20 protein-coding genes are annotated in these 24217 nt (G+C 59.9%); 8 read left to right on the plus strand and 12 right to left on the minus strand.

Features of this window, described 5'->3' with window-relative positions; genetic code table 11:
• The first annotated feature begins 85 nt into the window (after positions 1-85).
• Genes IPK17_RS32255 through IPK17_RS32265 form a run of 3 tightly spaced genes read left to right on the plus strand, consistent with a single transcriptional unit; the run spans position 86 to position 2907 of the window.
• On the plus strand, positions 86-2086 hold the full coding sequence (locus IPK17_RS32255) for a sensor histidine kinase (protein WP_343421837.1): 2001 nt from the start codon (positions 86-88) through the stop codon (positions 2084-2086).
• Positions 2083-2514 (plus strand): response regulator, encoded by a 432-nt coding sequence (locus tag IPK17_RS32260; protein WP_343421838.1) that lies wholly within the window; start codon positions 2083-2085, stop codon positions 2512-2514. The genes IPK17_RS32255 and IPK17_RS32260 overlap by 4 nt, the downstream gene beginning before the upstream one ends.
• 21 nt (positions 2515-2535) lie before the next feature.
• The gene (locus IPK17_RS32265; protein ID WP_343421839.1) at positions 2536-2907 is read left to right on the plus strand and encodes a response regulator; all 372 of its coding nucleotides are present in this window, start codon (positions 2536-2538) and stop codon (positions 2905-2907) included.
• Between the two features lie 90 nt (positions 2908-2997).
• Here IPK17_RS32265 and IPK17_RS32270 read toward each other — a convergent pair whose 3' ends face one another.
• A complete protein-coding gene (locus IPK17_RS32270) occupies positions 2998-3189 on the minus strand; it encodes an FmdB family zinc ribbon protein (RefSeq protein WP_343421840.1) in 192 nt (63 codons plus the stop codon).
• 205 nt (positions 3190-3394) lie between these two features.
• Between IPK17_RS32270 and wecB the strand changes: the two genes are divergently transcribed.
• Genes wecB through IPK17_RS32295 form a run of 5 tightly spaced genes read left to right on the plus strand, consistent with a single transcriptional unit; the run spans position 3395 to position 9716 of the window.
• Positions 3395-4450, plus strand: a complete 1056-nt coding sequence (gene wecB, locus IPK17_RS32275; RefSeq protein WP_343421841.1) for a non-hydrolyzing UDP-N-acetylglucosamine 2-epimerase — start codon at positions 3395-3397, stop codon at positions 4448-4450.
• Positions 4447-5631, plus strand: coding sequence for a glycosyltransferase family 4 protein (locus IPK17_RS32280; RefSeq protein ID WP_343421842.1), 1185 nt, complete (start codon positions 4447-4449; stop codon positions 5629-5631). Before wecB ends, IPK17_RS32280 begins: the two co-directional genes overlap by 4 nt.
• Positions 5621-6775, plus strand: a complete 1155-nt coding sequence (locus tag IPK17_RS32285; protein WP_343421843.1) for a glycosyltransferase — start codon at positions 5621-5623, stop codon at positions 6773-6775. Before IPK17_RS32280 ends, IPK17_RS32285 begins: the two co-directional genes overlap by 11 nt.
• Positions 6776-6781: 6 nt before the next feature.
• Positions 6782-8743, plus strand: a complete 1962-nt coding sequence (gene asnB, locus IPK17_RS32290) for an asparagine synthase (glutamine-hydrolyzing) (RefSeq protein ID WP_343421844.1) — start codon at positions 6782-6784, stop codon at positions 8741-8743.
• Between the two features lie 46 nt (positions 8744-8789).
• A complete protein-coding gene (locus IPK17_RS32295) occupies positions 8790-9716 on the plus strand; it encodes a glycosyltransferase (RefSeq protein ID WP_343421845.1) in 927 nt (308 codons plus the stop codon).
• A gap of 69 nt (positions 9717-9785) precedes the next feature.
• Here IPK17_RS32295 and IPK17_RS32300 read toward each other — a convergent pair whose 3' ends face one another.
• The 11 genes from IPK17_RS32300 to IPK17_RS32350 form a co-directional block, all read right to left on the minus strand.
• The gene (locus IPK17_RS32300; RefSeq protein WP_343421846.1) at positions 9786-10853 is read right to left on the minus strand and encodes a DegT/DnrJ/EryC1/StrS family aminotransferase; all 1068 of its coding nucleotides are present in this window, start codon (positions 10851-10853) and stop codon (positions 9786-9788) included.
• A gap of 151 nt (positions 10854-11004) precedes the next feature.
• Complete coding sequence (locus IPK17_RS32305) at positions 11005-12324, minus strand: nucleotide sugar dehydrogenase (protein ID WP_343421847.1); 1320 nt, start codon at positions 12322-12324, stop codon at positions 11005-11007.
• Positions 12325-13335 (minus strand): Gfo/Idh/MocA family protein, encoded by a 1011-nt coding sequence (locus IPK17_RS32310; RefSeq protein ID WP_343421848.1) that lies wholly within the window; start codon positions 13333-13335, stop codon positions 12325-12327.
• Positions 13336-13382: 47 nt separating this feature from the next.
• The gene (locus IPK17_RS32315) at positions 13383-15677 is read right to left on the minus strand and encodes an O-antigen ligase family protein (protein ID WP_343421849.1); all 2295 of its coding nucleotides are present in this window, start codon (positions 15675-15677) and stop codon (positions 13383-13385) included.
• Between the two features lie 44 nt (positions 15678-15721).
• The gene (locus tag IPK17_RS32320) at positions 15722-16894 is read right to left on the minus strand and encodes a glycosyltransferase (RefSeq protein ID WP_343421850.1); all 1173 of its coding nucleotides are present in this window, start codon (positions 16892-16894) and stop codon (positions 15722-15724) included.
• Positions 16891-18321 (minus strand): oligosaccharide flippase family protein, encoded by a 1431-nt coding sequence (locus IPK17_RS32325; RefSeq protein ID WP_343421851.1) that lies wholly within the window; start codon positions 18319-18321, stop codon positions 16891-16893. Before IPK17_RS32325 ends, IPK17_RS32320 begins: the two co-directional genes overlap by 4 nt.
• On the minus strand, positions 18300-19214 hold the full coding sequence (locus tag IPK17_RS32330) for an FkbM family methyltransferase (protein ID WP_343421852.1): 915 nt from the start codon (positions 19212-19214) through the stop codon (positions 18300-18302). Before IPK17_RS32330 ends, IPK17_RS32325 begins: the two co-directional genes overlap by 22 nt.
• Positions 19211-21613, minus strand: a complete 2403-nt coding sequence (locus tag IPK17_RS32335) for an O-antigen ligase family protein (RefSeq protein WP_343421853.1) — start codon at positions 21611-21613, stop codon at positions 19211-19213. Before IPK17_RS32335 ends, IPK17_RS32330 begins: the two co-directional genes overlap by 4 nt.
• 31 nt (positions 21614-21644) lie before the next feature.
• On the minus strand, positions 21645-22196 hold the full coding sequence (locus IPK17_RS32340) for an acyltransferase (RefSeq protein ID WP_343421854.1): 552 nt from the start codon (positions 22194-22196) through the stop codon (positions 21645-21647).
• 328 nt (positions 22197-22524) lie between these two features.
• On the minus strand, positions 22525-23325 hold the full coding sequence (locus IPK17_RS32345; protein WP_343421855.1) for a class I SAM-dependent methyltransferase: 801 nt from the start codon (positions 23323-23325) through the stop codon (positions 22525-22527).
• Between the two features lie 23 nt (positions 23326-23348).
• Positions 23349-24206 (minus strand): aldo/keto reductase, encoded by an 858-nt coding sequence (locus IPK17_RS32350; protein ID WP_343421856.1) that lies wholly within the window; start codon positions 24204-24206, stop codon positions 23349-23351.
• Positions 24207-24217: the final 11 nt, after the last annotated feature.

Genomic DNA, 24217 nt, shown 5'->3' on the forward strand with positions numbered 1-24217 from the left:
TAATGTGCGAAGATTAACAATAATCCGCAGTAATTAATGAAATGCGTAATCTCGCATATATTGCGCGGTTTCAGGAGACAATGTTATGCAGCGTGCCGCCGTACCCGCTATCGCCCTGATGAACCGACTCAAATATCTGCAGAAATTCCTGCTGATCAGCGTGTTGTTCGCTGTGCCGCTCGTGATCGTGATGAGCCAATACCTCGTCAACGTCGCCCACGACATCGAATTCAGCGCGAAAGAACAGCTTGGTCTTGATTACAACGAGCCGTTGATCGACTTACTGGCGGTTACGCAGCTGCATGACGCTCTCATGAGTGCCGCGCTGAACGGTTCGACGCTGTTTGAGGCTGACATTGCTACCGTCCGCGAGACCATCAGCACGCGGATCGCCGCCGTTGACGCGGTCGATGCCGAGCTGGGCGCCGACCTGCAGGTCACCGAGGCTTGGGCGGCGATCAAAGCGACATGGGACGATCTCATGCTTGCGCTGCCGACGCTCACCGCCGCCGAAAGCAAAACGCAGCACCTCTGGCTCAACAATCAATTGCTGGCGCTGATTACGCAGGTGGGCAACAACTCCAACCTTATCCTCGACCCCGATATCGACAGCTACTATCTGATGAACAGCGTTATCACCACGCTGCCCCAAACGATGGAATACTTCAGCCAACTGCGGAGCGATGGCACTGCCGCGCTGGCTAAAGGCGCGCTCATGCCCAGCGATGTCACCCGTCTGACGATTCTCTCCGGGTTGGCGCAGTCGGCGCTGGACGAGAATATCCGTTCCTATGCTTACACATTTGCTGCGAATCCGGCGATTGAGGCGCAGCTCGCCGAGATTGCGGCGGCCAATGAGCAAAACCTCGAATCGTTCCTCAATGTGTTGAATACCACGCTGCTGACGGCGGATGCCGCCCGTCAGGATGGTGAAATCCTGACTTCGTTTGTCGCCATTTCCACTCAGGCGCTTGACAGCAGCTTCGGGCTGTACAGCGCAGTTGCGAACTCACTGGATGAACTGCTGGAGAAACGCGTCGACGGCATTGAGCAGGGACGTGCCTTTGTCGTCGTGGTCACGTTGATCACGCTGGTAGCGACCGCCTATGTCTTCGCCGGGTTCTATCTGTCAGTGAAGCAGACGATTGCCGCGCTGGATAAGGCTTCGGAGCGGATCGTCAAGAACCAGATCCCCGGTGATCTCGTGCTGCAAAGCCGCGACGAACTGGCGCAGGCGGCGGTCGCTTTCAACAACGTCGCGAAAGGTCTGGATCTGGCGCGGCGTGAAGCGGTCGAAGCCACACGCATGAAAGACCTGTTCCTCGCGACGATGAGCCATGAACTGCGCACGCCGCTCAACGCCATGATCGGCTTCCTGCATCTGATGCTCTACAGCGGGCAGTTGGACGACGACAACACGCACATGGCAGAACGGTCGCTGGCGAACACGAATCGTTTGCTCACTCTGATCAACAACATCCTCGACTTATCGCGCATCGCGACCGGCGGTCTGGAAATCGTGCCGACGCCACTGGCGCTGCGGCACATCTCCGCCGGGCTGTTCAACGATCTCAAACCGCTGGCGCAGGAAAAAGACCTGCGGCTCGAACTCTCGGTTGATCCGACGATCCCGGACAGCATCAACCACGATGAAACGCGCCTGTCGCAGATCGTGATCAATCTGGTCAGCAACGCGATCAAATTCACCGACAAGGGGACGATTGATCTCATGTTCAAGCGGCATGATGAGCGCCTGGTCATTCAGGTGAAAGACACGGGCGTCGGCATTCCGCAGTCCAAACAGCAGTTGATCTTCGACGACTTCTTCCAAGTCGATTCGACCTCAACGCGCAAGCAGCAGGGCGCGGGGCTGGGGTTGGCCATCGTCAAGCGGTTGGTACTGCTGATGAACGGCACGATCAACCTCGTCAGCGATGTGGGGCAGGGCAGCACCTTCACCGTTGAACTCCCGCTCAATCTGCCGCACTACGAGCCGACTGATCGCCGTAAGCGTGCCGAGTTTGTGTTCGCGGACAGCCTCAACGCGCAGCCCGCGCTGGATGCGCAGGGGAGCACCAGCAAATGATGAAGATTCCGCGCGCCTTTGTCGGTTGGGAGGTGCTCGTCGTGGATGACGAGCAGGATAACTTGGAGGTAGCCTCGCGCCTGTTGAAGATCGCGGGGGCGACGGTCACGATGACCAGCAACGGCGTCGAGGCGCTGCAGAAAGTGCAGGCGCGCTCCGCCCCGTACAAGTTTGTGCTCAGCGATCTCTCGATGCCGGATATGGACGGGTGGGAACTGCTGTATCTGCTGCAGCAGGAAAAGGTGATGCAGAACATCCCGGTGATCGCGCTGACCGCCCATGCGATGGCGGGCGACCGCGAACGCTGCATCGCGGCGGGGTTTCTCGATCATATCTCCAAGCCGCTGGACCCGATGAGCTTCATCCAGCAGATCATCAAGCTGCTCACACCGCTGCCGGACTACGCGCCACTACTCGAAACTATCTAGCCCTACTTAGGAGTTTTTGCCATGCCCTACAATCCCATACTCGTCGTCGAAGATGATCCGGATGGGCAAGAAGTCGTTGCCCGCATGCTCAGTCAGGTCAAAATTCAGTGCGAGATCGCCGGAACGGCCGAAGAGGCGTGGACGATGCTGCAAGCGCGCGCGTACACGGGCGCAATCATCGACCTCTCGCTGCCGGGGCAGGATGGCTTTCAACTGCTCAAGACGATTCGCGGCGATGCGCGCTTGAACGGCCTGCGCTGCATTGCGATCACCGCGTACCACACGCCCGAACTCAAGCACGACGCGCTCCAATACGGCTTTGACGGCTACTTTGCCAAACCGCTCAACCGGACGCTGTTCCTCGGTTCCATCGAAGACATCATGTTCAAGTAGCTAAAACACCCAGAGCGACTCTCCGGGAGTCGCTCTGGGTTGGTTGGACTGCTTGAGGCTGACACACGGTCAGCACTTGCGTCCGATCCCTCAGCCACCGCCCGGAGCGGGCGCGGGCGCGCTGCTCACGGACACATGCCCCTTAATCGCAATGCGGGATAACTTGCGCTGTGGGTATTTGCTGCCGCAGTTCGGGCATTCGACAGCATCGGCTTGGCTCATCGGCACGCGTTTTTCAAACGTCCGCCCGCAGCCCGGGCAGTCATACTCATAGATTGGCATCAGACAAGTCCATGAACGCGCAGATCAATACTGCGCTGACTTTACCGGATGCGCGCTGGCTTGCACTAGCGCCGATCGCTTATGTGCTGCCATAAGCCGAACTTATGGGTTTGGCGGCGCGGGCGTTTTCTTTCGCCTCATCAAACTTCATGCCGCGTTAAAATACGGTACAATGGGCTAGTTTTCCTGACCAGAGGAAGTCTGCATGCGGGTTATCACGATTGTCGGCGCGCGCCCCCAGTTCATCAAAGCGTCGCCTGTGAGCCGGGCGCTGCGCCAGCAGCACACTGAAATCCTTGTCCACACGGGGCAGCATTATGACCCCGACATGTCCGATGTGTTCTTTGACGAATTGGCCATCCCGCGCCCCGATGTCAATCTCGGCGTGGGCGCCTTGAGCAACCTTGAGCAGATCGCGCACATGATCCTCGCGCTGCAGCCGATTGCGCTGCAGGAAAAGCCCGATTACCTGCTGATCTACGGCGACACCAATTCGACGCTGGCGGGCGCGCTGGTCGGGCGGGCGCTCGGCATTCCCGTAGCCCATGTCGAAGCCGGACTGCGCAGTTACAACCGTGCCATGCCCGAAGAAAACAACCGCGTGCTGACTGATCACATCAGCAGCTTGCTCTTCTGCCCAACGGACGTGGCGCAGGCGAACCTCGCCCGCGAAGGCATTACGGAGGGTGTGCGCGTCGTCGGCGATGTGATGATCGACGCGCTGCTGCAGAACCGCGCGCGCACCAGCGACCGCGTACTGCGGGAAACGGGCGTTACAGCCGGTGAGTATTTCCTCGCGACCGTGCATCGTCCGGCCAACACCGACGCGGCGGAACCGCTCGCCAGCATTTTCGCGGCGTTCGCGGCGCTGGATCGCCCCGTCGTACTGCCCGCGCATCCGCGCTTACGCAAGGCGCTGGAGCGGTTTGCGATTGCACTTCCGGCGAACGTCATCATCATTCCTCCGGTCGGCTATCTTGACATGTTGAGTTTGAGTCAGGCGGCGTGTGTCATCCTTACCGACAGCGGCGGGCTGCAAAAAGAAGCCTACGCGCTCGGCGTGCCGTGCGTGACCATGCGCACCGAAACCGAATGGGTCGAAACGGTGGACGCGGGCTGGAATCGCATTGTCGGCGCGGATACCGGGGCGATCAGCGCAGGCGTAGCCGCCGCATTAGCCGCGCGCCCGGCAGCGCATCCTGATTTCTACGGAGATGGTCACGCCAGTGAACGGATCATCGCGGCGCTGACAGGGGCATGATGGCGCGCAAACACCTGTGCATCATTTCGTTATCGCTGCCGATTGAGGTCGACATCCGGCTGATCAAGCAGATCGAATATCTCGCGCCGCATTATCACCTGACCGTGATTGGCTATGGGAACCCAGAGCGCGTGTGGGACCACATCAGCTCGTGGAAGCCAATCGACCGGACCGAGAGCCCGCGGCAGAAGCTGTGGGAACGCGCGCTGGTCTTTGGGGGGCGCGTGCTGCCCAAATTCTATGATGTGTGGTACTGGCAGCGCCCGCGTTACCAGCAGGCGCTGAACTGTGCGCGCATGGCGCGCGCCGATGCGTTTCTTGCCGATGATTGGGCGGCGATTCCGCTGGCGGTGACCGCCGCCGGGCAGCGCCCCGTCGTCTTTGATGCCGATGAATACTGGCCGGGCGAAGTTGAGAGCAGCCGGGCGTGGAAGCTGTTTTTCTCCCCGCTGATTCGTCATTTTTTGACGAAATATGCGGGCAAAGTGCAGGCCTCGGCGACGGTCTCCCAACCGATGGCTGATCGCTATCATGCGGAATTTGGCCTCAACCCGATTCTCGTCTATAACGCGCCGAAGTTCGTGGACGTGCCGCGCCGTGACATTGACCCGGAGCACATTACGCTGGTGCATCAAGGCAGCCCTGTTCCGAACCGCCGTCTCGAAACCCTGATCGAAGCGGTAGCACTGGCCGATGCACGTTATACCCTGCACCTGATGCTCGTTGCGCCGGAGGCTGACCCGTACTATCGCAGCCTGGTACATCTGGCGGAGACGGTCGCGCCGGGACGCGTGTTCTTTCAGCCGCCCGTCTACCCGACCGAGATCGTGCGCGCCATTGCCCAGTACGACATCGGGATTAGCCTGATCCCCCCCGCAACTGCGACCTACTGGTTAACTTTGCCGAATAAAATCTTTGAGTCGATTGTGGCCGGGCAGCCCGTGATTGTCGGCCGGTCGCCCGCGATGGCCGATCTCATCCGCCAGCATGACGTGGGTTGGGTTACCGCCGATTTCACCGCCGCCGCGCTCGCCCAGACGCTCAACGCGCTGACCACCGACGATATCCGCGCGGCGCGGGAACGTGCCCGCCGCGCGGCGCAGATCCTCAATGCAGAAGTGGAGATGGCAAAACTGGTGAACCTGCTCTCTGAATTGTTGGCCAACGCCGATGTCGCGTAAACGCATCTGCATCATCTCGTACTCCCCGATCAAGAGTGACGGGCGCGTGCTGCGTCAGATCGAGTATCTTGCGCCGGACTATGACCTCACCGTGGTCGGGTTTGGCGCGCAGCCTGATATTTCTGGTGTGGATTGGCGGCTCTTTCCCGACCGCGACCCGCTGCTGGCCAAGATCATCCGCAACGGCTTGCAGACCGTCGGACGCGTCATCCCGGCAGCGTATGATCTGCTGGAGGTGGCGCGCGCGCGCTACTGGATCACGCGTCGGGTAGTTGATAAGCGTCCCGACGCCGTGCTCGCCGATGACTTGACCGCGCTGCCCATTGCCGCCCATCTCGCGCGCAAGTTCGGCGCGAAACTGGTCTTTGACGCGCACGAATATTCGCCGTTGGAACAGGAAACGCCGAAGTTCAAGCGTTTGGAGACGCCCAACCGCACCTACTTGATTCGCAAGTATGCCCCCCAAGCTGCGGCGACCATCACCGTATGTGCGCCCATTGCCGAACGCTACGAGCGCGAATTCGGCTTTCGCCCGATTGTCGTGATGAGCGCGCCCAAGCTGCGCACCGTCGCCGATCACCCGATCAATCCCGAGCGCATCCGGCTCATTCACCACGGCAAGTACAGCCCCGACCGCCAGCCGGAGGTCATGATCCATGCGCTGGGGCAGGCGGACAAGCGCTTTGAGCTGTATTTCATGCTCGTGGCGACGGATGCAGAGATCGAGCCGCTGCGCCGCTTGGCCGATGAAGTCGCGCCGGGACGCGTCTTCTTTGTGCCACCCGTGCCGCCCGCGCAGGTCGTGAGCGAAATCGCCAAATATGACGCGGGCTTTTACGTGCTCGCGCCGACCAACTACAACAATCAGATTGCGCTGCCCAACAAGTTCTTCGACTTCATCGTCGCGGGGTTAGCCGTGGTGATCGGTAGTTCCCCGGCGATGGCGCAGCTCGTCCGTGAGTATGAATTTGGCGTGGTCGCGTCGTCATTCACGGCGGCCGCGGCCGCCGCGGCGCTTAACTCGCTGACCGTCGACCAGCTCATCAGCATGCGGGCGCAGGCGCGCGTCGCCGCCCAAGCGATCAATGCCGATACGGAAATGGCCAAGCTGATCACCCTGTTCAAGCAATTACTCGGAGAGTAGACCTCTATGTGCGGAATTGCGGGAATTTATCGTCTGGATGGCAGCCCGGTTGACCCGAACTGCCTACTTGAGGCGTCTACGCTGATGCGCCACCGTGGGCCGGATGGTGACGGTTTTCTGCTGCTCAACACGGCGACGGGCGACCACAGCCTGCGCAATGGTCACGACACCGCGCCCATCATCCAGCATCCGCTGGTGACGGAACCCGCGCCGTTGACACCGGATCTCGCGCTGGTACATCGCCGCCTGGCCATTATCGACCTGTCGCCGGGCGGGCACGAACCACTGACCGTCGCCGGCGAACAGCTCTGGCTGACCTTCAACGGCGAAATCTACAACTATCTGGAACTGCGCGACGAACTCAAGGCGCAAGGGGTGGTCTTTCACAGTGAAAGCGATGCCGAAGTGCTGCTGCAAGCCTACGACCAGTGGGGCGTAAACTGTCTCGAACGCTTCGTCGGTATGTTCGCCTTCGCCATCTGGGATCAAAAGCGCGGGCGGCTGTTCTGCGCGCGCGACCGCTTTGGCATTAAGCCCTTTTACTACGTGAACAACCCCAGGCTGTTCGCCTTTGGCAGCGAGATGAAGGTGCTGCGTCCGCTTGACCCCGACGCCTATGCGCCCGACATGAACCAGTTATTCTGGTTCCTGCACTACGGCGGCGTCTTCAACCCGCCGTACACTTTCTTCGAAGGCATCCGTGAACTGCCGGGCGGGCATTACCTGCTGGTCGAAAATGGCGTCGTGCGCGAACCCGTCAAGTGGTGGGACATTGACCTTGAACGGGCGCGCGCGACCTACAACTACAACGATCCCGAAGGTGAATTCCTGCGCCTGATGCGCGAATCGGTCAAGCTGCGGCTGCGCAGTGACGTCCCGGTCGGCACCTGCTTGAGCGGCGGGCTGGACTCCAGCACGATTGTCGCGCTGGCGACCGAACAGCTTCACGGCGGGCGCATGAACAGCTTTTCGTCGGTGTATCCGGTGCGCGGCTTCGACGAGGGGCGCTACGTGGAGATCGTCGCGAATCAGTTCAAGACCATCGGCCACAAGACGACTCCGTCCTCAGAGAACTGGCTGTCGCTGATGAACCGCATTACGTGGCATCAGGACATCCCCACGGTGGCGACAGGGGTCTACACGCAGAATTTCGTCATGCAGTTGGCGCACGGTAACGTCACCGTACTGCTTGACGGGCAGGGGGCGGATGAACTGTTTGCAGGTTACCTGAGTGCAGTCATGTTCCACTTAGGCGCGCTGCGCCGCCGGGATCCGCGGCGGTGGGTCGGCGAACAAGCGGCCTTTATGGCCGAAGCGTATCCGCGCTTCTTCTCGCACTTCAACGCGCGTGAAATGGCGTATCGCCTGTACCAGTACGCGACAATTGGCCGTCAACCCGTGCATGTGCTCAAAACTGAGTATCAAGGCGCAGCCCACGAACGCGCCCAGCAAAAGATGCAGCGCACGCTCAAGGGCGCGGACGACCTGAACCAGCACCTGTATCAGCAGGCAGTGCGCGACAGCATCCCCGCGCTGCTCCACTACGAAGATCGCAACAGCATGGCCTACAGTATCGAGGCGCGCGTGCCGTTCCTCGACCATCGGCTGGCGGAATTCGCGCTCGGCGTCCCCGGCGATCTCATTGCATGTGCGCGAACTCCGCAATTACAATCAGGTGATCTATTCGATGGTCACCGCCGAACAGTGGCTGTCGCATGTCGAGAACAGCACTGTCGCGCCGATTCAACAAAAGAGCTGAACTCTCATGCACATTTTGATCATCCCATCCTATTATCCGAGTCCTGCGCAGCCGCTTACAGGCACGTTCATCGAAAAGCAGGCTCAGGCGCTGCGCAAAGCTGGGCACAAGGTCGGCGTGCTGGTGACTCCGCGAATCAATGTTACATGGGAGCACATCAAGCGCGAGGGGCTGGCTTCTATACGCACAGTCACGGTCGACGCGAATGAGCCTAATTACTCTGTTTACCGCATGCACTGGGGTTGGTTTCCTCGTGTGCTGCCTGTCGCCGTCACCTTTCTACTTCGACGGGCCGGGTTCGCTGCTTTCGAACGTTACTGCCGTGCGCACGGCAAGCCCGACGTGCTGTATCCCCACAACACGTTTTACGGCGGGTATCTCGCAGCTCAGATTCAGGTGCATTACGGTGTGCCCGCTATACTGCTGGAACATTCAAGCAGCTTCTTAGAGGGACTCGTCATTTTTCCGGGACAGGGGCAGATTGTGCGTGACGTGCTACGAAGCATGGATGCCCGTTTCTCAGTCGGGAAGGCGCTCATCCCGGCGCTGCACAAATACGCGCCTGAAGTCGAGATCGATGTGCTGGGAAATGTGATCGACACCGATCTCTTTGTACCGTCCAGTACGACTCCGCCGCCGCTTCCCTTCATCTTCACCGTAATCGCGCAGTTGAAAGAGCGACGAAAAGGTTTCGAAATCCTGATCGATGGATTTCATCAGGCGTTCGCTGGTGACGACACGGTAAAGCTCTACATTCGTGGCAGCGGGCCGCTCCAGCCGGAGATCGAAGCGCACATTGCGCGTTTGAATCTCGGATCACAGGTGGAATTCCTTCCCTACATGACGCTTGAACAGCTGCGCGATCTCATTCAGCGCAGCCATGTGATCGTGTCGTCGAGCCATGTCGAGACTTTTGCCGTGAGCGTCGCCGAAGCGATGGCTTGCGGAAGCCCGTTGTCAGCACGATCTCGGAGGCCGGAAGATTATGTGAACGACGCGAGCGGGTTTTTAGTTCCGCCGGGGAATCGACAGGCTCTCGCCTCAGCTATGCAGCAGATTAGGACGGAATACGCTCGTTTTGACCCGCAGACCATTCGCCAGATTTGTGTCGATCGTTTCAGTGAGGAAGCACTCGTGCGGCGGTTGGAGCAGGCCTACGCGCGCATTCGAAAGCGCAGTTAGAACCACTGCCTTGACTAACAACTCACCTGCTGGAGCGGCGCAGGCGCCTGCGCCGCTCCAGTTTCTGAGCTACAGTGACTCAACCGCCGCGACGATGGTTTCGAGATCGGCTGAGGTCAGCTTGGGATGCACGGGGAGGCTGATCACCTGCTGCGTGACCAGTTCAGTCACGGGCAGCGACTGATTGTAGCCCAGTTCCGTATAGACCTTCTGGCGGTAGACCGGAACCGGATAGAAGATGCCCGTGCCGACGCCGGCGTCCGTCAGCTTCTTGACGGCGGCATCGCGGTCGCCGTCGGTCACGCGGATGGTGTACTGATGCCACACATGGCCGTAGCCTTCCGGCGCATGCGGCGTGACCACCCGCTTGAGGTGCTGATTGAAGAATTCGGCATTCTGGCGGCGGCGTTCGTTGAACATGGGCAGTTTGCGAATCTGCGCGAGGCCGAGCGCCGCGTGCATGTCGGTCATGCGGAAATTGAAGCCGAGCATGTCGTGGTAGTAGCGCACCTTCATGCCGTGCGCGCGCAGCAGCTTGACCCGTTCCGCGATGGCGGGGTCGTTGGTCGTGACCATGCCGCCTTCCGCGGTGGTCATGTTCTTGGTGGCGTAGAGCGAGAACGCGCCTGTGCCAAAACTGCCCGCCGGGCGTCCCTGATTGGTCGCGCCGTGCGCCTGCGCCGCGTCTTCGATCACGGCGAGGTTGTGGCGCTGCGCGATATCCATAATCGCATCCATGTCGGCCATCAACCCGTACAGGTGGACGGGCATGATCGCCTTGGTGCGCGGCGTAATGGCCGATTCAATGAGCGCGGGATCGATGTTGAACGTGTCTTCTTTGATGTCGACGAACACCGGACGCGCACCCGTGTAGAGCACGCTGTTCGCGCTGGCGATGAACGTGAATGGGCTGGTGATTACTTCGTCGCCGGGGCCGATGCCGTTCGCCAAGAGCGCGAGATGCAGCGCCGCAGTGCCGTTCGCCACGGCGACCGCAAACTGAGTGCCGGAGAGCTTGGCAAATTCCTGCTCCAATGCCGCGACTTTGGGACCCTGCGCGATGATGCCGCTTTCGAGGACTTCCTTGACGAGTGCCAGTTCTTCTTCACCGAACTGGGGGCTGGAAATGGGGATCATAGAGCGTATATTCCTACCAGAATCAGCAACAATGCTTTTACTATAACCTGCGAAGTCGAGAAAAATGCATTGAAGCCGAATAAGCGAGACCTGCAGATGGAGATGAAGGCCAGCCTCATCTCCGAGAAAAGTTCACGCTGCACGCGCCGGGCTAGACGTTGCCCACGCCCGCATACGTGAAACCGGCGTGTTCCGCTGCCGCGCGGTCGATGATGTTGCGCCCATCGACGAGGACGCGCGTGCTCATCTGTTGACCAGTGGCGGCAAGATCCAGACTTTTGTAGACGGTGTGCGCCACCATGAAGACCACGGCATGCGCGCCCGCGGTCACATCCACCACCGAGCGTTTGTATTCGGGCACATACGGGTCTTGCACAGCGGCGATTGCGCCGCGGCGTTCCAGTTCGGCAACCATGTAGCCCGTCGGGCTGTCGCGGTCGTCGTCCGTATCTTCGCGGAAGGCGTAACCAAGCACGGCGACTTTCGCGCCTTTCAGCACAATGCCATGCCGCGCCAGCGCGCCCTCGACCAGGTCGACCATATGCAGCGGCATGCGGTTGTTGACTTGCCGCGCGCTCGGAATCAACTGCGGCTGAACCTGATCGCGCGTGTTGGCAATCAACAGCCACGGGTCTTTCGGGATGCAGTGCCCGCCGACGCCCGCGCCGGGCAGCAGCATATTGCGTCCCGGCGATTTATTGAGCAGCTTGCGGACGTCGTACACGTTCGCGCCGAGCGCTTCGCAGATCAGGGCGACTTCGTTGGCAAAAGCGATCTGGACGTCGCGGTAGGCGTTTTCTGCCGTCTTGACGATCTCCGCGGTGAGGAGATCGGCAGGGTCAAGCTCGCCGGTGACATAGTTCTGGTACAGCGCGATCATCGCCTGCGCGACCGCGGGCGTCTGCCCGCCGACCGTGCGGCTCATGTGCGTCAGGTTGTGCAGCAGCAGGCCGGGGGTGACCCGTTCCGGGCAGTGCCCGAGATAGAAATCGCGGCCTGCCTGCTGGCCGGTCGATGCTTCCAGACCGGGAATGACCACGCGCTGCATGGTTCCCGGCGCAATCGTCGATTCGATGATGACGAGCGCGCCCGGCGCGAGCACGCCTCCCAACTGCGCCAGCACGGACCGCAGTGCCCGGTACGAGGGCAGATGTGTGCCTTCATCGACAGGAGTGTCCACGCAGATGACGATCACTTGGACGGTGCGCAGGGCGGCGTAGTCGGTGGTGGTATGCAAGCGGCCCGCCCCGACCACGGACGCGATCAGCTCGGCGATGCCCGGTTCTTCGCCGCCGATGGGCGTTTCGCCCCGGTTGATAGTGGCGATGCGGTCGGCGTCAATATCGATGCCGGTCACCTGAAAACCACTGTTGGCCAGCATACAGGCGACGGGCAGCCCGACGTAACCGAGACCGATCACGCCGATCGCAGCCGTCTTTGCGGTGATGTTCGCGGTTAACTGTTCGATCATTTAGTTTTCGATTTCCACAACTTGATGAGTCTGACCGGAGAGCACCAGCGCGTGGGCGATGCGCAGCGCCGCCAGGCTGTGCGCTCCGGTGACCCGCGGCGCGCGACCTTCGCGCACCGCACCGATAAAATCTTCAACTTCCAGCCGCAGCGGTTCGCGCTTTTCGACCGGTTCGCGGATCACGCGGCCTTCGCTCACGCCGCGCAGGAGCTGCAAGCTGCTGTAGTTGTCCTGCTGCGCCAGACCATTTTCATAGTAGGTCAGGTCCTGCGTGATGTAATCCACTTCATACATGCCGCGCGCGCCAAGGGCGACGAGGCGGCGGCTCTTGGTTGGCGTCAGCCAGTTGACCTCCAGCATGGCGGTGATGCCGTTGCCGAAGCTCAGAATGCCGCTCACCATGTCTTCGCGCGTGCTGTGGATATTCTGCTGCGTCTCCGCGAACACGCGGATCGGCTGGCTGCTGGCGAGGTGGCACAGAATGTCAATATCGTGGGTGGCAAGGTCGAGGACGACGCCGACATCCCGGATGCGGGCGGGGAAGGGACCGATGCGCTGCGCCCGCAGTTGGAAGATGCGCCCGAGCTTGTCGTCGCTGATGGCCTGTTTCAGCGCGGTGATGGCCGGGTTATGCCGTTCGATATGACCAACCGCCAGCACCACGCCGTGCGCGGCGGCCAGCTCGATCAGTGCTCGCCCATCGGCTTCGGTTTCAGCAATCGGCTTTTCGATCAACACATGGATGCCGCGTTCGATGGCGGCGCTGGCGACTTCGAAATGCAGCGCCGTGGGCACGGCGACCGTGACCACCTGCGGTTTAGCTTCATCAAACAATTGGCGGAAGTCACTGTAGCCAGTCACGTTGTGTCGCTGTGACAGGTTGGCGCGCTGCTTTTCGTCAGCATCGGCGATCCCCACCAGTTCAACGCCCGGAATTTCCCGGTAGACGCGAACGTGATGTTGACCCATTGCGCCCACCCCGATCACACCTGCACGTAGTGGTTCGTTCAAGATGGCTCCTTACGAGGCTGTGTAGACGGTCGCAGCCCTGCGACCGTTTATGGACAGGAACTATAGCGCGTTTCCGGCACAGCGGCGAACGTCTCCAGCAGCGCGCTGAGGGTGGGGCTGACGACCGGATAGCCGACTTCCGGCAGGAAGACGCGCGGAATCATCATGCGCATCAACTGGGTGTAGCCGATGTTCGCGCCGAACGGCCAGTCCGTTTCGAACGGCTCCAGAGTGAGTGCCTCCCGGGCCGCGGTCAGCGCAGTTGCGACTGCTGTTTCGTCACCGTCATAGCGGGCGAGGCAGGCGGCTCCATAGGCGCTCCACGCGCTATCGCCTTGACCCTGAATCACGGCTTGCGCAGTCACCAACGCGAGTTCGGCGGCAGCGCGGTCGTCCGCGCGGAGCGCGAACAGCGCATCGAAGACGGCGGCGCTCGTCGGGCTGGGCGTGATGGCGCGATAGTAGGTCAAGCCGGCCTGCGCCGCCTGCAGATCGCCCCGGCGCAGGTCGCGGACGATGCTGCCCGCCGTCGGCACGGTTTGTGTTGTCGCGGCGAGCACCTCAACGCGCAGCGGATCGGCGTTCCATGTCGGCAGCATCTGGAAATCCGGTTCGGTGATTAGCGCCAGTTGGTAGCTGGCACGCGCGCCTTCGATGTCGCCGAGCAGCGTTTGCGTCTCGGCGAGTTGATAGGTAATGTGCTGCTCGTCCGGGCTGACCTGATGCGCGCGGGCAATGGCCGCGCCTGCGCGTTCGAGATCCCCGGCGGCGCGGTAGAGCGCGTAGAGATTTAGCCAGCCGAGCGCGTAATCGGGATCAAGCTGGGTGTAGCGTTCAAAGGCCGCGATAGCCGCTTGCCTCTCACCTGCCAAGCCGTAGAGAAAACCCTGCTCATAGACGTAGAGCGCCATCCCGGAATCGGCCTCGACGACGCTTTGCAATTGGCGCGCGCCGTCCAGCGGCGTGAGCTCGCCTTTCGCTGTCTGCGTGATGATGCTGACATACTGCTGGTAAATGCTGACGCTCCACAACCCGGTCAGCGCCAGCACCAGCGCGCCAATGGGGACGGCGAAACGCATGATTTGCCGCCGCGTCCCGACCAAGGTGACGGATTCGAAAGGGGCGACGGCGATCACGAGCGCGACTAAGCCAATGAGCGCGATCACGGGGTTGAGGCTCGGTACATCAAACAGATGATGTCCGGCGAACGCCATGACGCCACCCGCGCCCGCGATGATGACAGGGTCACGGCGGGCTTTTTGAACGAGCGTACGTACGATCAGCCCGGCGCTGATCACCAGCGCCAGCAGGCCGAGCACGCCCAGTTCGGCGGCCACATGCAGCAGGAGATTATGGGCATGAGCATGCGGTTCACGCGGGGGATTGCCGTTGAAGCGCGCCAGATCGGTGCCAAACGTGAATAATCCGGAACCGGTGAGCGGTTGTTCGCGGAAGGTCTGCCACGCGGTTTCGTAAATCCATGTACGGGTGTCGAGCGAACGCCCACCAGGGCTGAGGATTGAGCGCGCGACGAGGAACGATCCGAGCGCCGCCACCCCGAAGACCATCAGCAGCACAGCGACGATGAGGCTCCGCCGAAGGGTATTCTGGGTTGACCAGACCGCCCGCCAGCGCTTTGGAGCCAGCCAACCCGCGCGCCACAGGAGCAGCACGACGTACAGGCCGACTCCCGCCGCCGCCCCGACCCACGCGCCGCGCGAGTAGGTCAGCCCGAGCAAGCCGCCGATCAAGAGCACGTAGAGTGCCAGCAGGCCGCGACCGATCCCTTTGCTGCTCCGTGTGGCTTCGAGCGCCAAGGGCAGGAGCACAGCGAGAAATGCGCCGAGCGTATTCGCGTTGCCGAGCGTGCTGACCGGGCGCGGCAGCGAAAAATCCACTGCGCCGTTGAGCATGAGCGGCAGCATTGAGGTGAACCAGGTGCGGGTTTGCAGGTAGCCGAAGGCAACGATGAGCACGCCGGAGAGCAGCAGTGCGTTCATGAGTACGCGCCGCGTGATGAGGCGATTGGCGAGCAGGTCGTGCAGCAGCAGCCACAGGAGGAGGTATGCGCCGACATACCACAAGCCTATGAGGATGCGCCGCGCCTGATCCGTGTTGGCCAGCAGTGACGCGCTCAAGGCGACCGCCCAGAGGAGGAACGCGCCATCGAGCACGGTGCTCGTGCTGCGCCAGCGCCGCCGCGCGACCAGCCACGCGCCGCCGATGGCGATCACGCCGAGCAGACCGAGCAGGCGCGTTTGGGGCTGCACTATGCCGTTGAAAGTTGCACCGAGCGTCAGATACAGGAGAAAACAGGCGTAAGTGATGGCGCGCGCAAGCATCGACCGATCCTTCTTGTTGCGGGTTAGCAGGAGCTAATTTGTCGTTATAGGATTGAATTGTACAGTGCGATCAAGTCGGCACTCACTTTATGTGCGGAGTATCGCTCGACTACATACTGGTGCAGAGCCATTGGATCATAGTTATGGGCAGAGGTTCGCATTGTTTGGAGTGCGTTGGCGAACCCTACTTGATCATCTACGGGTACAAGTAGCCCTGTTTCAGGCGTAACGATTTCGTTGGGACCACCACAAGCAGTTGAAACCACTGGAACACCACATGCCAAAGCTTCGATAAGGACAATTCCAAAAGTCTCAAATTGGCTTCCGAGAATGAATGTGTCAGCACGACGTAGCGCAGATCTTACCCCTTCCCGGTCAAGTTGACCTAGAAAGCTAACTTGGGCCTCAATACCATACTCATGAACGAGTTGCTCCAATTGCGGACGTAGTTCGCCATCACCGCCGACTTCGAGTATGACATCAGTGAGGTTGCCAAACGCAGCTGCAAAGCTCCCAAGTACCCAGTCGAAGCGTTTCACCGCTGCCATAAGTCCAATGGTCAAAAATCGAAACTTCCCATCATCTTTCTTTGAAGTTGTGTTTGGACTAAAAAAGTTTGTATCGATGACGTTAGAAATAACGCTTAGTTTTGATTGATCACACATGTCAGAATCAAGTAGTGATTGAGCAGCCGCTTGGCTAACCGCAATGACGTGCTGCGCAGACCGAAAAATCGGACGCAATTTACGTAGTTGTTCTAGAGAATAGAGATTTTCAAGATAGGCACTGCTGTGTTCAGTAATCACATAGGGAATACGCTCTGTTTCCCAAAGTCGAAGCGCCGCAAAGCCCGCGAAATCAGCCACATGGACATGAATTAGGTCGGGTCGCGAAGGCCGCTCAATATACTGCTTTGTTCCGAAAACATACGCTTGAGTACCTAACCAGCGTTGAAACCACACCATGTACCAAGCATGGAGGCGATATGCTCGAATTCCACCCTCATCGTGAAAACCAGTTCGTCTTAATCCATCGAACAAAACCCGCAAACTGAAGCGTCGCCAATAGTTGAGTTCCGGAAAAACGATACCGACTTGCACGCCTGCATTCTGTAAAACTTGCGCCTGTACTTGAGTAAAAATTCCATTGACTGGCATCTCTGGTGATGGATACCAGGATGGCAGAAACAAGACATGTAGTGGCCAATGTGGGCTCATGACAGGTTTACCTTGCGTACATAGAACAATGCTACTGCTGCAAAACCAATGCCTACCAGCAGGACAAAAGGTGTGTTTGACAACATAAAGCCTGCCAAGATCAGCAATCCATTCAGTGCAATTAACCCACGAAGTGACCACAACCAATCGCTTAAGCGCAAATCTGCCAGATGTAACAGCCAAACTAGATACACGACATAGATGATGAAGCTGGTGAGTGAGAAGAGTGCGACTCCGACTTCAGGTGAATTTGTCAATGCGCTGAGCAAAAGCGCTGCTACTCGTAAAACGGTCACTATCACACTGAAGGCTAGTCCAACTTTTTGCCGCTCGAATACGAGTGAGAGTGTGCTAAGTGGTGAGGAAATAAATGAGATTAGAAAGAAGGGTGCCAGAATCTGCGCGTAAACCCCCGAGGCTCGCCACAGTTCTCCCAGAACGATTGAGAAGAGCTGTCCACCAGCCACGAGTACAAAGCCGAAACCGGCCAGAGACAAGATGAGCAAAGCAGTTGCAATGTTCAAGAACAGCGCGCGTAAGGCTAGTTTATCTTCTCGAGCTTCGGAGAGCCGTGGATAAATGACTTGAGCGACCGCATTACTGATCAGAGATGCGGGCAGCGTCATCAGACGCATAGTCAGCGAAAAATATCCCGCTTCGGTGGCCGAAAAATAGGCCAGAAATAGGACTGCCGGTAAGTTTGTTCCGGCGATGTCCACCAGGGACGCTGCTGTCGTGAACAACGGAAAGTTCTTATACTCTCGTGCCAGCGGCAGCCATGTGCGCGGTTGAACATCCGGTAATGGCAGGGTGCGGCGTAGTGCAATTACACAGGCGATAAACTGACCGACCATGAAGCTTAGGGCTAGGCCAAACGCCCCCATATGAGCCACGCCAGCGATGATCTGAGCGCTGACTTGTCCAATATTGCTGCTAAGTTGGATTAAACTAAGCGGCGCGAATTGTTTGCGCCGCGTCAACCAGTAATTGAGCGCGAGTAGTACTCCGCCAATGATGAGGCCGACTGGCAGCAGTGGCAGCAGCTCACGGAGGCGCGGTTCGTTTAAGAGGCGCGTGATTTGGTCGGCAAATCCCCAGACCAGAGCCGTGAAGAGGATGGACAGCCCAACTACGAGTGATATCGTAAGTGCCGTCAGATTGGATGCTTCTGCGTCACTTTTGGGGAGCGGAATCGCGAACTCATAGCGCAGTGAATTCACAGCCAGAAGCAGCATCAAGAGAAATGAATAGCCAGCGCTCACTCCGAAATCCGCGGGGGTGAACAATCGCGCGATCAGTGGGGCGCTGGCTGTGACGAGGATTTGTCCGATCGCTGTACTGCCTGCGACCAAGGCGATCTGCGTTCTCAGGCGATCAAACGATGCTCCACGCAGTGAGATTCGGTTCAATGGGTGTCCCCAATGCACAGAACATCACACAAATCTGGGAAGGCTTCGGTTGGGCGGGTCAATCCTCGCCCGTCATTGATGACCAGTTCAAAGCGATACCCAAGCTCGCGGAGTTCTCCTAATACGAACTCCGGACTCGATCCTCCGGCGGTGAGCGCCTCCCGATTGAGTTCCATCAAAATCTGCGGCTTATGTTTTGCGAGCAGTTTTTTTGCTCCACGCAGCACGAGCGGTTCCGCGCCTTCGACGTCAAGCTTGATAAAGTCGATGCGGGGTTCGTGTTCAAGGAGGGTGTCAAGGAGTTCTACTGCAACTTCACCGACGACCTCGGCCCGCTCGGTCGACTGAAACAGACTTGCCAATCCTTCATTGACGCCTGCATGGGCTACTGCATCGGTCGACGTGTACATTGTCAGCGTGCCTGGTTGATCTGCGAGTGCCAAGTTATATGTGCGCACCTGTTGGAAGTGATTGAGCGCGATGTTCTCTTGCAGGAGCTGGTAAAGTGAGGGCTGCGGTTCGAAAGCGATAACCTGACCGTTTGTCAGGCGTTTTGCGGCAAAGAGCGTGAATTCGCCCATATTGGCGCCGATATCGACAAAGGTCATATCTGGGGACAACAATCGATTCAGAAGTAGTAATTCGTTGCGCGATTGATAGCCATGCCAGTAGATGAGGCCGCCGAGATAGGTTGACCGCCGCAGTTTCATCTTTAGGCTGCCGTCAAAGTCGTGAATGATAGTCCAGTCGGCTGGATTGCCCGCGTACAGCGGCGAGAATAACTTCCGCAGTCGATCTTGATAAAACCAGACACGCCAGTGAACAGGCGGAATTCTGCGGACAAGCTTTGCCATGACCGGAATACTCAGGCGCAGCAGGGATGCAAGCGGATGTGTTGAGGTTATCGTCATGATAGACGGTTGATTCCTTCGCTAGCAAGTTGTTCATACGGTGCGAGGTCAAGGATCGCGCGGTAGACGTTCAGCGCGGCATCGGGCTGCCCGTTGGCCTCATAAGCGGCAGCGAGATCATACCACGGCTGGAGCACTTCAGTCGGTGGGCCGGGCAGGCGCATCGACGGCAGCAGCTCGATCGAAGCGACGCGCCCCTGAAACAGCACGCCCTCAAAGTTCTGTTCGATGATGCGACCGGGCACGGCGACCGCGCGCAGACGGTTCAGCACTTCCGGCGACTCGACCAGCGCTAACCGGACCGCGTTGGGCAGTTCCTGACACGTCGGCCGCATGTCGGCAATGTCCAGATCGCGCTGCGCCGCCGCTGGCTCAACGCTCACCTCTGCCCGCGCCCGGGATACGTAGTAATCGCCATTGCCGCGGTCACGCTCGATGGCTTGGGTGAAGGCGTGCGCCGCCCGGCTGGGATCGCCCTGCACAGTCAGTTCATGCTGACCGACAATCCACCACTGCATGGCGCTCGTCGGTGTCGGGTTTACCAGCGAGACGGCGTAATCGGGATCGAACGTGGTAGCGACCCGGTAACGCAAGTCCAGCGCGTAGCTGTCTGCGCGCATGAGTTCGGCGATGGCCGCGCGGCGGCGCTCTGTCTGCATCCAGAAATCGGAGAGCGGGACTTCCGCATAAGTGACCATCTGGTAATTGAGCAGGATGTCGGCGTCCGGCGCGGCATTGTTGGCATCGCCGATGCGTGCCCAGTTGAACGCGCCCGTGTTGGCGTAGCGCAGTTCACGCGCCTGCCAGGCAGCATCGAGCGCGCCGCTGATGTCTCCGGCTTGTTCGCGCAGCCCCGCGAGATTCAGCCAGCCTGTTTCCCACGTCGGTTCGAGGGTGAGCGCCTGCTCATAGGCGGGGATTGTGCTGGTCAAATACGCGATTTGGAGTTGATACAGGTGTAAATGAGGATCAATTTCGGCGGCTTGCCGGGCCGCGTCGAGATCGTTCCCGCGGACGCTGGCGTTGAACTGCGCGTGCGCCCGGTCAAACTGGATGAAGGCGAGGCCGTATACGCTGATGACCGCGGCCAGCGCGCCCGCGCCCACGCGATTCCAGCGCGGCGGCGTGACGGTGAGCAATGACCCCGGTTCGACCGTGCAGTATATGATCAAGACGAGGCTGAGCAGCACCAACGGTGTATAGGTGAACGTGTCGAAAACGCTTTGGATCCCTAATGCGATCAGCGCCGCTCCCGCGCCTTCAAGCCGCCGCTGGCGCGTCGGTGTATCAGCCCGCCGCCACAGTGACCACCAGCGCAGCGCGATCACGACGCCGAAGCCGATCATCACCAGTACGCCGGGCAGTCCAGTTTCCGCGGCGTTGTTGAGGTAGGCATTGTGCGCCGTCGACAGGCGATCATCGACGTTGACCGGAGACCGGATTTCGCGGTAAGCGCGTCCGAACAGCCCCGGCCCAACGCCCGTCAGCGGGTCAGCCGCGATCATTGAGGCCGCGCCGCCCCACAAGCCGAAGCGTAAGTCGTCACCGGAGGCGCGGGCTTCTGAGCGCCCGATCCACACGATCAAGCCGATCACGGCGGCCAAGATCACGACCGCTAGCCCGAGAACCGGGAGTAACCGGGCGAACTGCGGACGCTTGATCGCTGGCGTGCTTTGTGCCGGAAGCACAGCGCGCAGCAGGCGCAAGCCGATCAACACGGCGAGACCCGCCCCCGCGCCGAGGAAACCGCCGCGCGAGAATGTGCCGATTAGGACCAGCAGCAGCATCCCCGCGATGCCGAAAAAGACCACGCGGTAGCTGCGTTTAGTCGAACTAAACGCCCAACCGAGCGCCACAATCATGGTGGGCGCGGCGAACCCCGCCATCCACGTGCTGACGCCGAGCGGAATGTAGATCATGGGCGTTTCGGGTGGGATGAGCAGGCCGACGTTCAGCCAACCGACGCCCGGTTCGGGGATCAGGTCGATGCCCGTATACCACGCCATCAATTGCGCGAGCGCCAGCACGGCGATCAGCGCGGTGACGAGGAAGAACGTCTCCATCAACAGGGATTCGCGCCCACGCCCGATCAAGTCGGCGATGATGAAGAACAGCACGACGTGTGACAGCGGAAACCACAGGTTTTCGAACGCTGAGCGCGGATCGAGGCTGAAGAACGCTGACAGCGCCCACACACCGATCAGCGCGCCGATGAGCGGGTTGAGCGGCGTGGTGGGCAGCCCGCGGCGCATACGCCGCAGCAGCCATACGCCGAGCAGAACCGTCACGACGGCGTGGTGCAGTACCCGCACACCGAAGATTTGAAAGTAATAAACGCTACCCCCGATCAACGTGAAGTAGACGGCGGCGAAGACGAACGCTAATCGGGATAAACGCATGGCGCAACCTCAGCGGGGCAGGTGAAACCGTCTACTTGTGATCGCACACATACGTCGCCGGGTCGACGCCTTCGGGCAGGCGTTCACCGCACTTGCACACGTAGCCGATCACATGCGCCGGGTTGCCGACCACGAGCGCGTAATCCGGTACGTCTTTGGTCACGACTGACCCCGCGCCGACCATGGCCCATTTGCCGATGGTGACGCCGCACACAATCGTGCAGTTCGCGCCGAGCGCCGCGCCCGCGCCCACGCGCGTGTACGAGATCTTCCAGTCGGTCGGGCTTTTCAGTGAGCCATCGGGGTTGACGGCGCGCGGAATCTTGTCATTAGTGAACACGGCGTTCGGGCCGACGAACACACCATCTTCGATGATCACGCCTTCGTAGACCGAGACATAGTTCTGGATTTTGACGCGGTTGCCGATTTCGGCATGGGCATCGACGTACACGCCGCGCCCTAAAATGCATTCGCTGCCGATTTTGACGCCGGGGCGAATCTGCACGAGATGCCACACCTTGGTATCCTCACCGATCTGCGCGTCAGCAGCGACGTCGGCGGTGGGGTGAATATACGTTGCCATACACCTGTCCCTGAAAGTAACCTGTCCGCAGTCGGGTTGCGGACACTCTGAATATGGCATAGTATAACCGTACTTCGACAGTTTTCACCCACAGGCATGAACCAGCTATATCAACACAAAATCATTACAGCGCCATTGAGGTCGGCGGGGGGATTGTCGGTCTGGCTACGGCGCGCGAACTGCTCTGCCGCCACCCTGACTTCAAACTAGCGCTGCTCGTCATCGCGCAGATGATTGTCAACCGGGCCGAGGCGGCGTTCGCGCTGGCCTAACCCTTCGGTCAGTGGGGTCGGGGCGCAGTAGTTTGCACCCCGACCGAAAGTCGCTGTTACTTCTCCGCCACGATCACAAACAGATTGCCGCCGTCGGCGTCGCCCGTTAGCGACGGGTAGAACATGATGCGGCTGAAGGCGCGCAGCAGGTGAAGATATTCGTCGTCGGTGTACGCTTGCAGCATCGATGTGTAAAGGGACTGTGCGCCGCTTTCCGCCGCGTACACGTAATGCTGGAACACGGCGTGATCCTGCTCAAAGCTGGCTTCGGTCAGGCACAGGTACGGCTCATCCGCGAACAAGCCTTGTTCGGCGGTGTACCATGACGGCGCACCTTGCCCCAGACGATGCACGACCGCATAGGGGTGCACTTCCAGCAGCAGTTGGCCGCCGGGTTTGAGCGCCGCGTGCGCTTTCGCGATGATGTGCTCGGCTTCGTCGGGCGCGAAAGCGTTGAGTTCGCCGAAGATCATGGCTGCGAAGTCATAGTCGCTCCCGTAATCGAGCGTGCGCACATCCCCGAGCACATACTCGATCTCCGGGTGCTGCTCCCGCGCATAGGCAATGCTGGCCGGGGAAATGTCGAGGCCGCGGCACGTATGCCCGAGCGCGGTCAGGCGGCTGGTGTAGAAACCGGGACCGCAGCCGAGGTCGAGAATGTGTGATGGCTGATCGCGCAGAAGCTTGCGCTGGATCCATGCCACCTGCTGATCGATGATCGTCTGGCGACGGCTGGCCATGTCGTGCGCCTGCGTGAGATGTTCCACCAGCATGCGGCGGCTGAACTCGGGGTCATGCCACGGGATTTTTTGCCACGCCGCCCCCGTGCGCGGGCGGTGAATCAGATGGGTGAACACTACAAATTCCTTTGCAGATGTAATCAGGTGAACAGCGCAGTGCTCTGCGTCCGCTCGACTTCCGCGCGCATTTCTTCATCGCTCGGGCGGCGTTCGTAGCGGCTGACCGCGTCGAGGACTTTGGGCAGCAGTGTCAGATCGCCGGGGGTGTTGAGGAAGAAGTTATCGCGTCCCAGCACCCAATGCACCGCCTTGTCGATCGCGGCTTGTTCGCTCAGTGGCTTATACCAGGTCGTGTGCGTGTGCGGCTGATTATCCCAGCCACCCTGCGCAATCGACTTGATGGCTTGCACGGCGACGTTGCGTTCACGGCACAGCGCCATCAGCGCCTCGAAATCGGCGGCGTACTGCGGGTTCTGCAGGAGCACGAAGTTATACGGCAGCAGCACGGAGTCGAAGTCGAAGCGTTCCAGCGACCGTTTGTGCATCGCTGCCACGCTGATGTCGTGCCCGGTGACGCCGATGAAGCGTGTTAGCCCTTGTTCGCGCGCTTCGATCAAGGCTTCGAGCGCGCCGCCCGGTCCCATCGCCACGTCCCACTCCTGCGGGTCGACCAGATAGTGCATCTGAATCATGTCGACCGAGTCGACGCGCAGCCGTTCGAGCGAGCGGTGAAACTGATCTTTCGCGCCTTGATAGGTGCGCTCGTCGGTTTTGGTGGCGAGGAAGAACTTGGCGCGATGCTGCGCCATCCACGGGCCAATGCGCAGCTCGGAATCGCCGTAGCTGGCCGCCGTGTCAATGTGATTGATGCCATATTCCAGCAGCAGATCGAGAATGCGGTCGGCATCAGCTTGCGGCGTTTGCCAGAAGGCCGCGCCGCCGAACAGGGCGCGGGTGCTCAGATGCCCGGTGCGCCCAAACGGAACTTGTGCAATCATCGTGTGATCCT

The organism is Candidatus Flexifilum breve, assembly GCF_016713355.1.

Coding starts and splice junctions, on each gene's coding strand:
- IPK17_RS32255 (WP_343421837.1), top strand. CDS start 86: ATGCAGCGTGCCGCCGTACCCGCTATCGCCCTGATGAACCGACTCAAA.
- IPK17_RS32260 (WP_343421838.1), top strand. CDS start 2,083: ATGATGAAGATTCCGCGCGCCTTTGTCGGTTGGGAGGTGCTCGTCGTG.
- IPK17_RS32265 (WP_343421839.1), top strand. CDS start 2,536: ATGCCCTACAATCCCATACTCGTCGTCGAAGATGATCCGGATGGGCAA.
- IPK17_RS32270 (WP_343421840.1), bottom strand. CDS start 3,189: ATGCCAATCTATGAGTATGACTGCCCGGGCTGCGGGCGGACGTTTGAA.
- wecB (WP_343421841.1), top strand. CDS start 3,395: ATGCGGGTTATCACGATTGTCGGCGCGCGCCCCCAGTTCATCAAAGCG.
- IPK17_RS32280 (WP_343421842.1), top strand. CDS start 4,447: ATGATGGCGCGCAAACACCTGTGCATCATTTCGTTATCGCTGCCGATT.
- IPK17_RS32285 (WP_343421843.1), top strand. CDS start 5,621: ATGTCGCGTAAACGCATCTGCATCATCTCGTACTCCCCGATCAAGAGT.
- asnB (WP_343421844.1), top strand. CDS start 6,782: ATGTGCGGAATTGCGGGAATTTATCGTCTGGATGGCAGCCCGGTTGAC.
- IPK17_RS32300 (WP_343421846.1), bottom strand. CDS start 10,853: ATGATCCCCATTTCCAGCCCCCAGTTCGGTGAAGAAGAACTGGCACTC.
- IPK17_RS32305 (WP_343421847.1), bottom strand. CDS start 12,324: ATGATCGAACAGTTAACCGCGAACATCACCGCAAAGACGGCTGCGATC.
- IPK17_RS32315 (WP_343421849.1), bottom strand. CDS start 15,677: ATGCTTGCGCGCGCCATCACTTACGCCTGTTTTCTCCTGTATCTGACG.
- IPK17_RS32320 (WP_343421850.1), bottom strand. CDS start 16,894: ATGAGCCCACATTGGCCACTACATGTCTTGTTTCTGCCATCCTGGTAT.
- IPK17_RS32330 (WP_343421852.1), bottom strand. CDS start 19,214: ATGACGATAACCTCAACACATCCGCTTGCATCCCTGCTGCGCCTGAGT.
- IPK17_RS32335 (WP_343421853.1), bottom strand. CDS start 21,613: ATGCGTTTATCCCGATTAGCGTTCGTCTTCGCCGCCGTCTACTTCACG.
- IPK17_RS32340 (WP_343421854.1), bottom strand. CDS start 22,196: ATGGCAACGTATATTCACCCCACCGCCGACGTCGCTGCTGACGCGCAG.
- IPK17_RS32350 (WP_343421856.1), bottom strand. CDS start 24,206: ATGATTGCACAAGTTCCGTTTGGGCGCACCGGGCATCTGAGCACCCGC.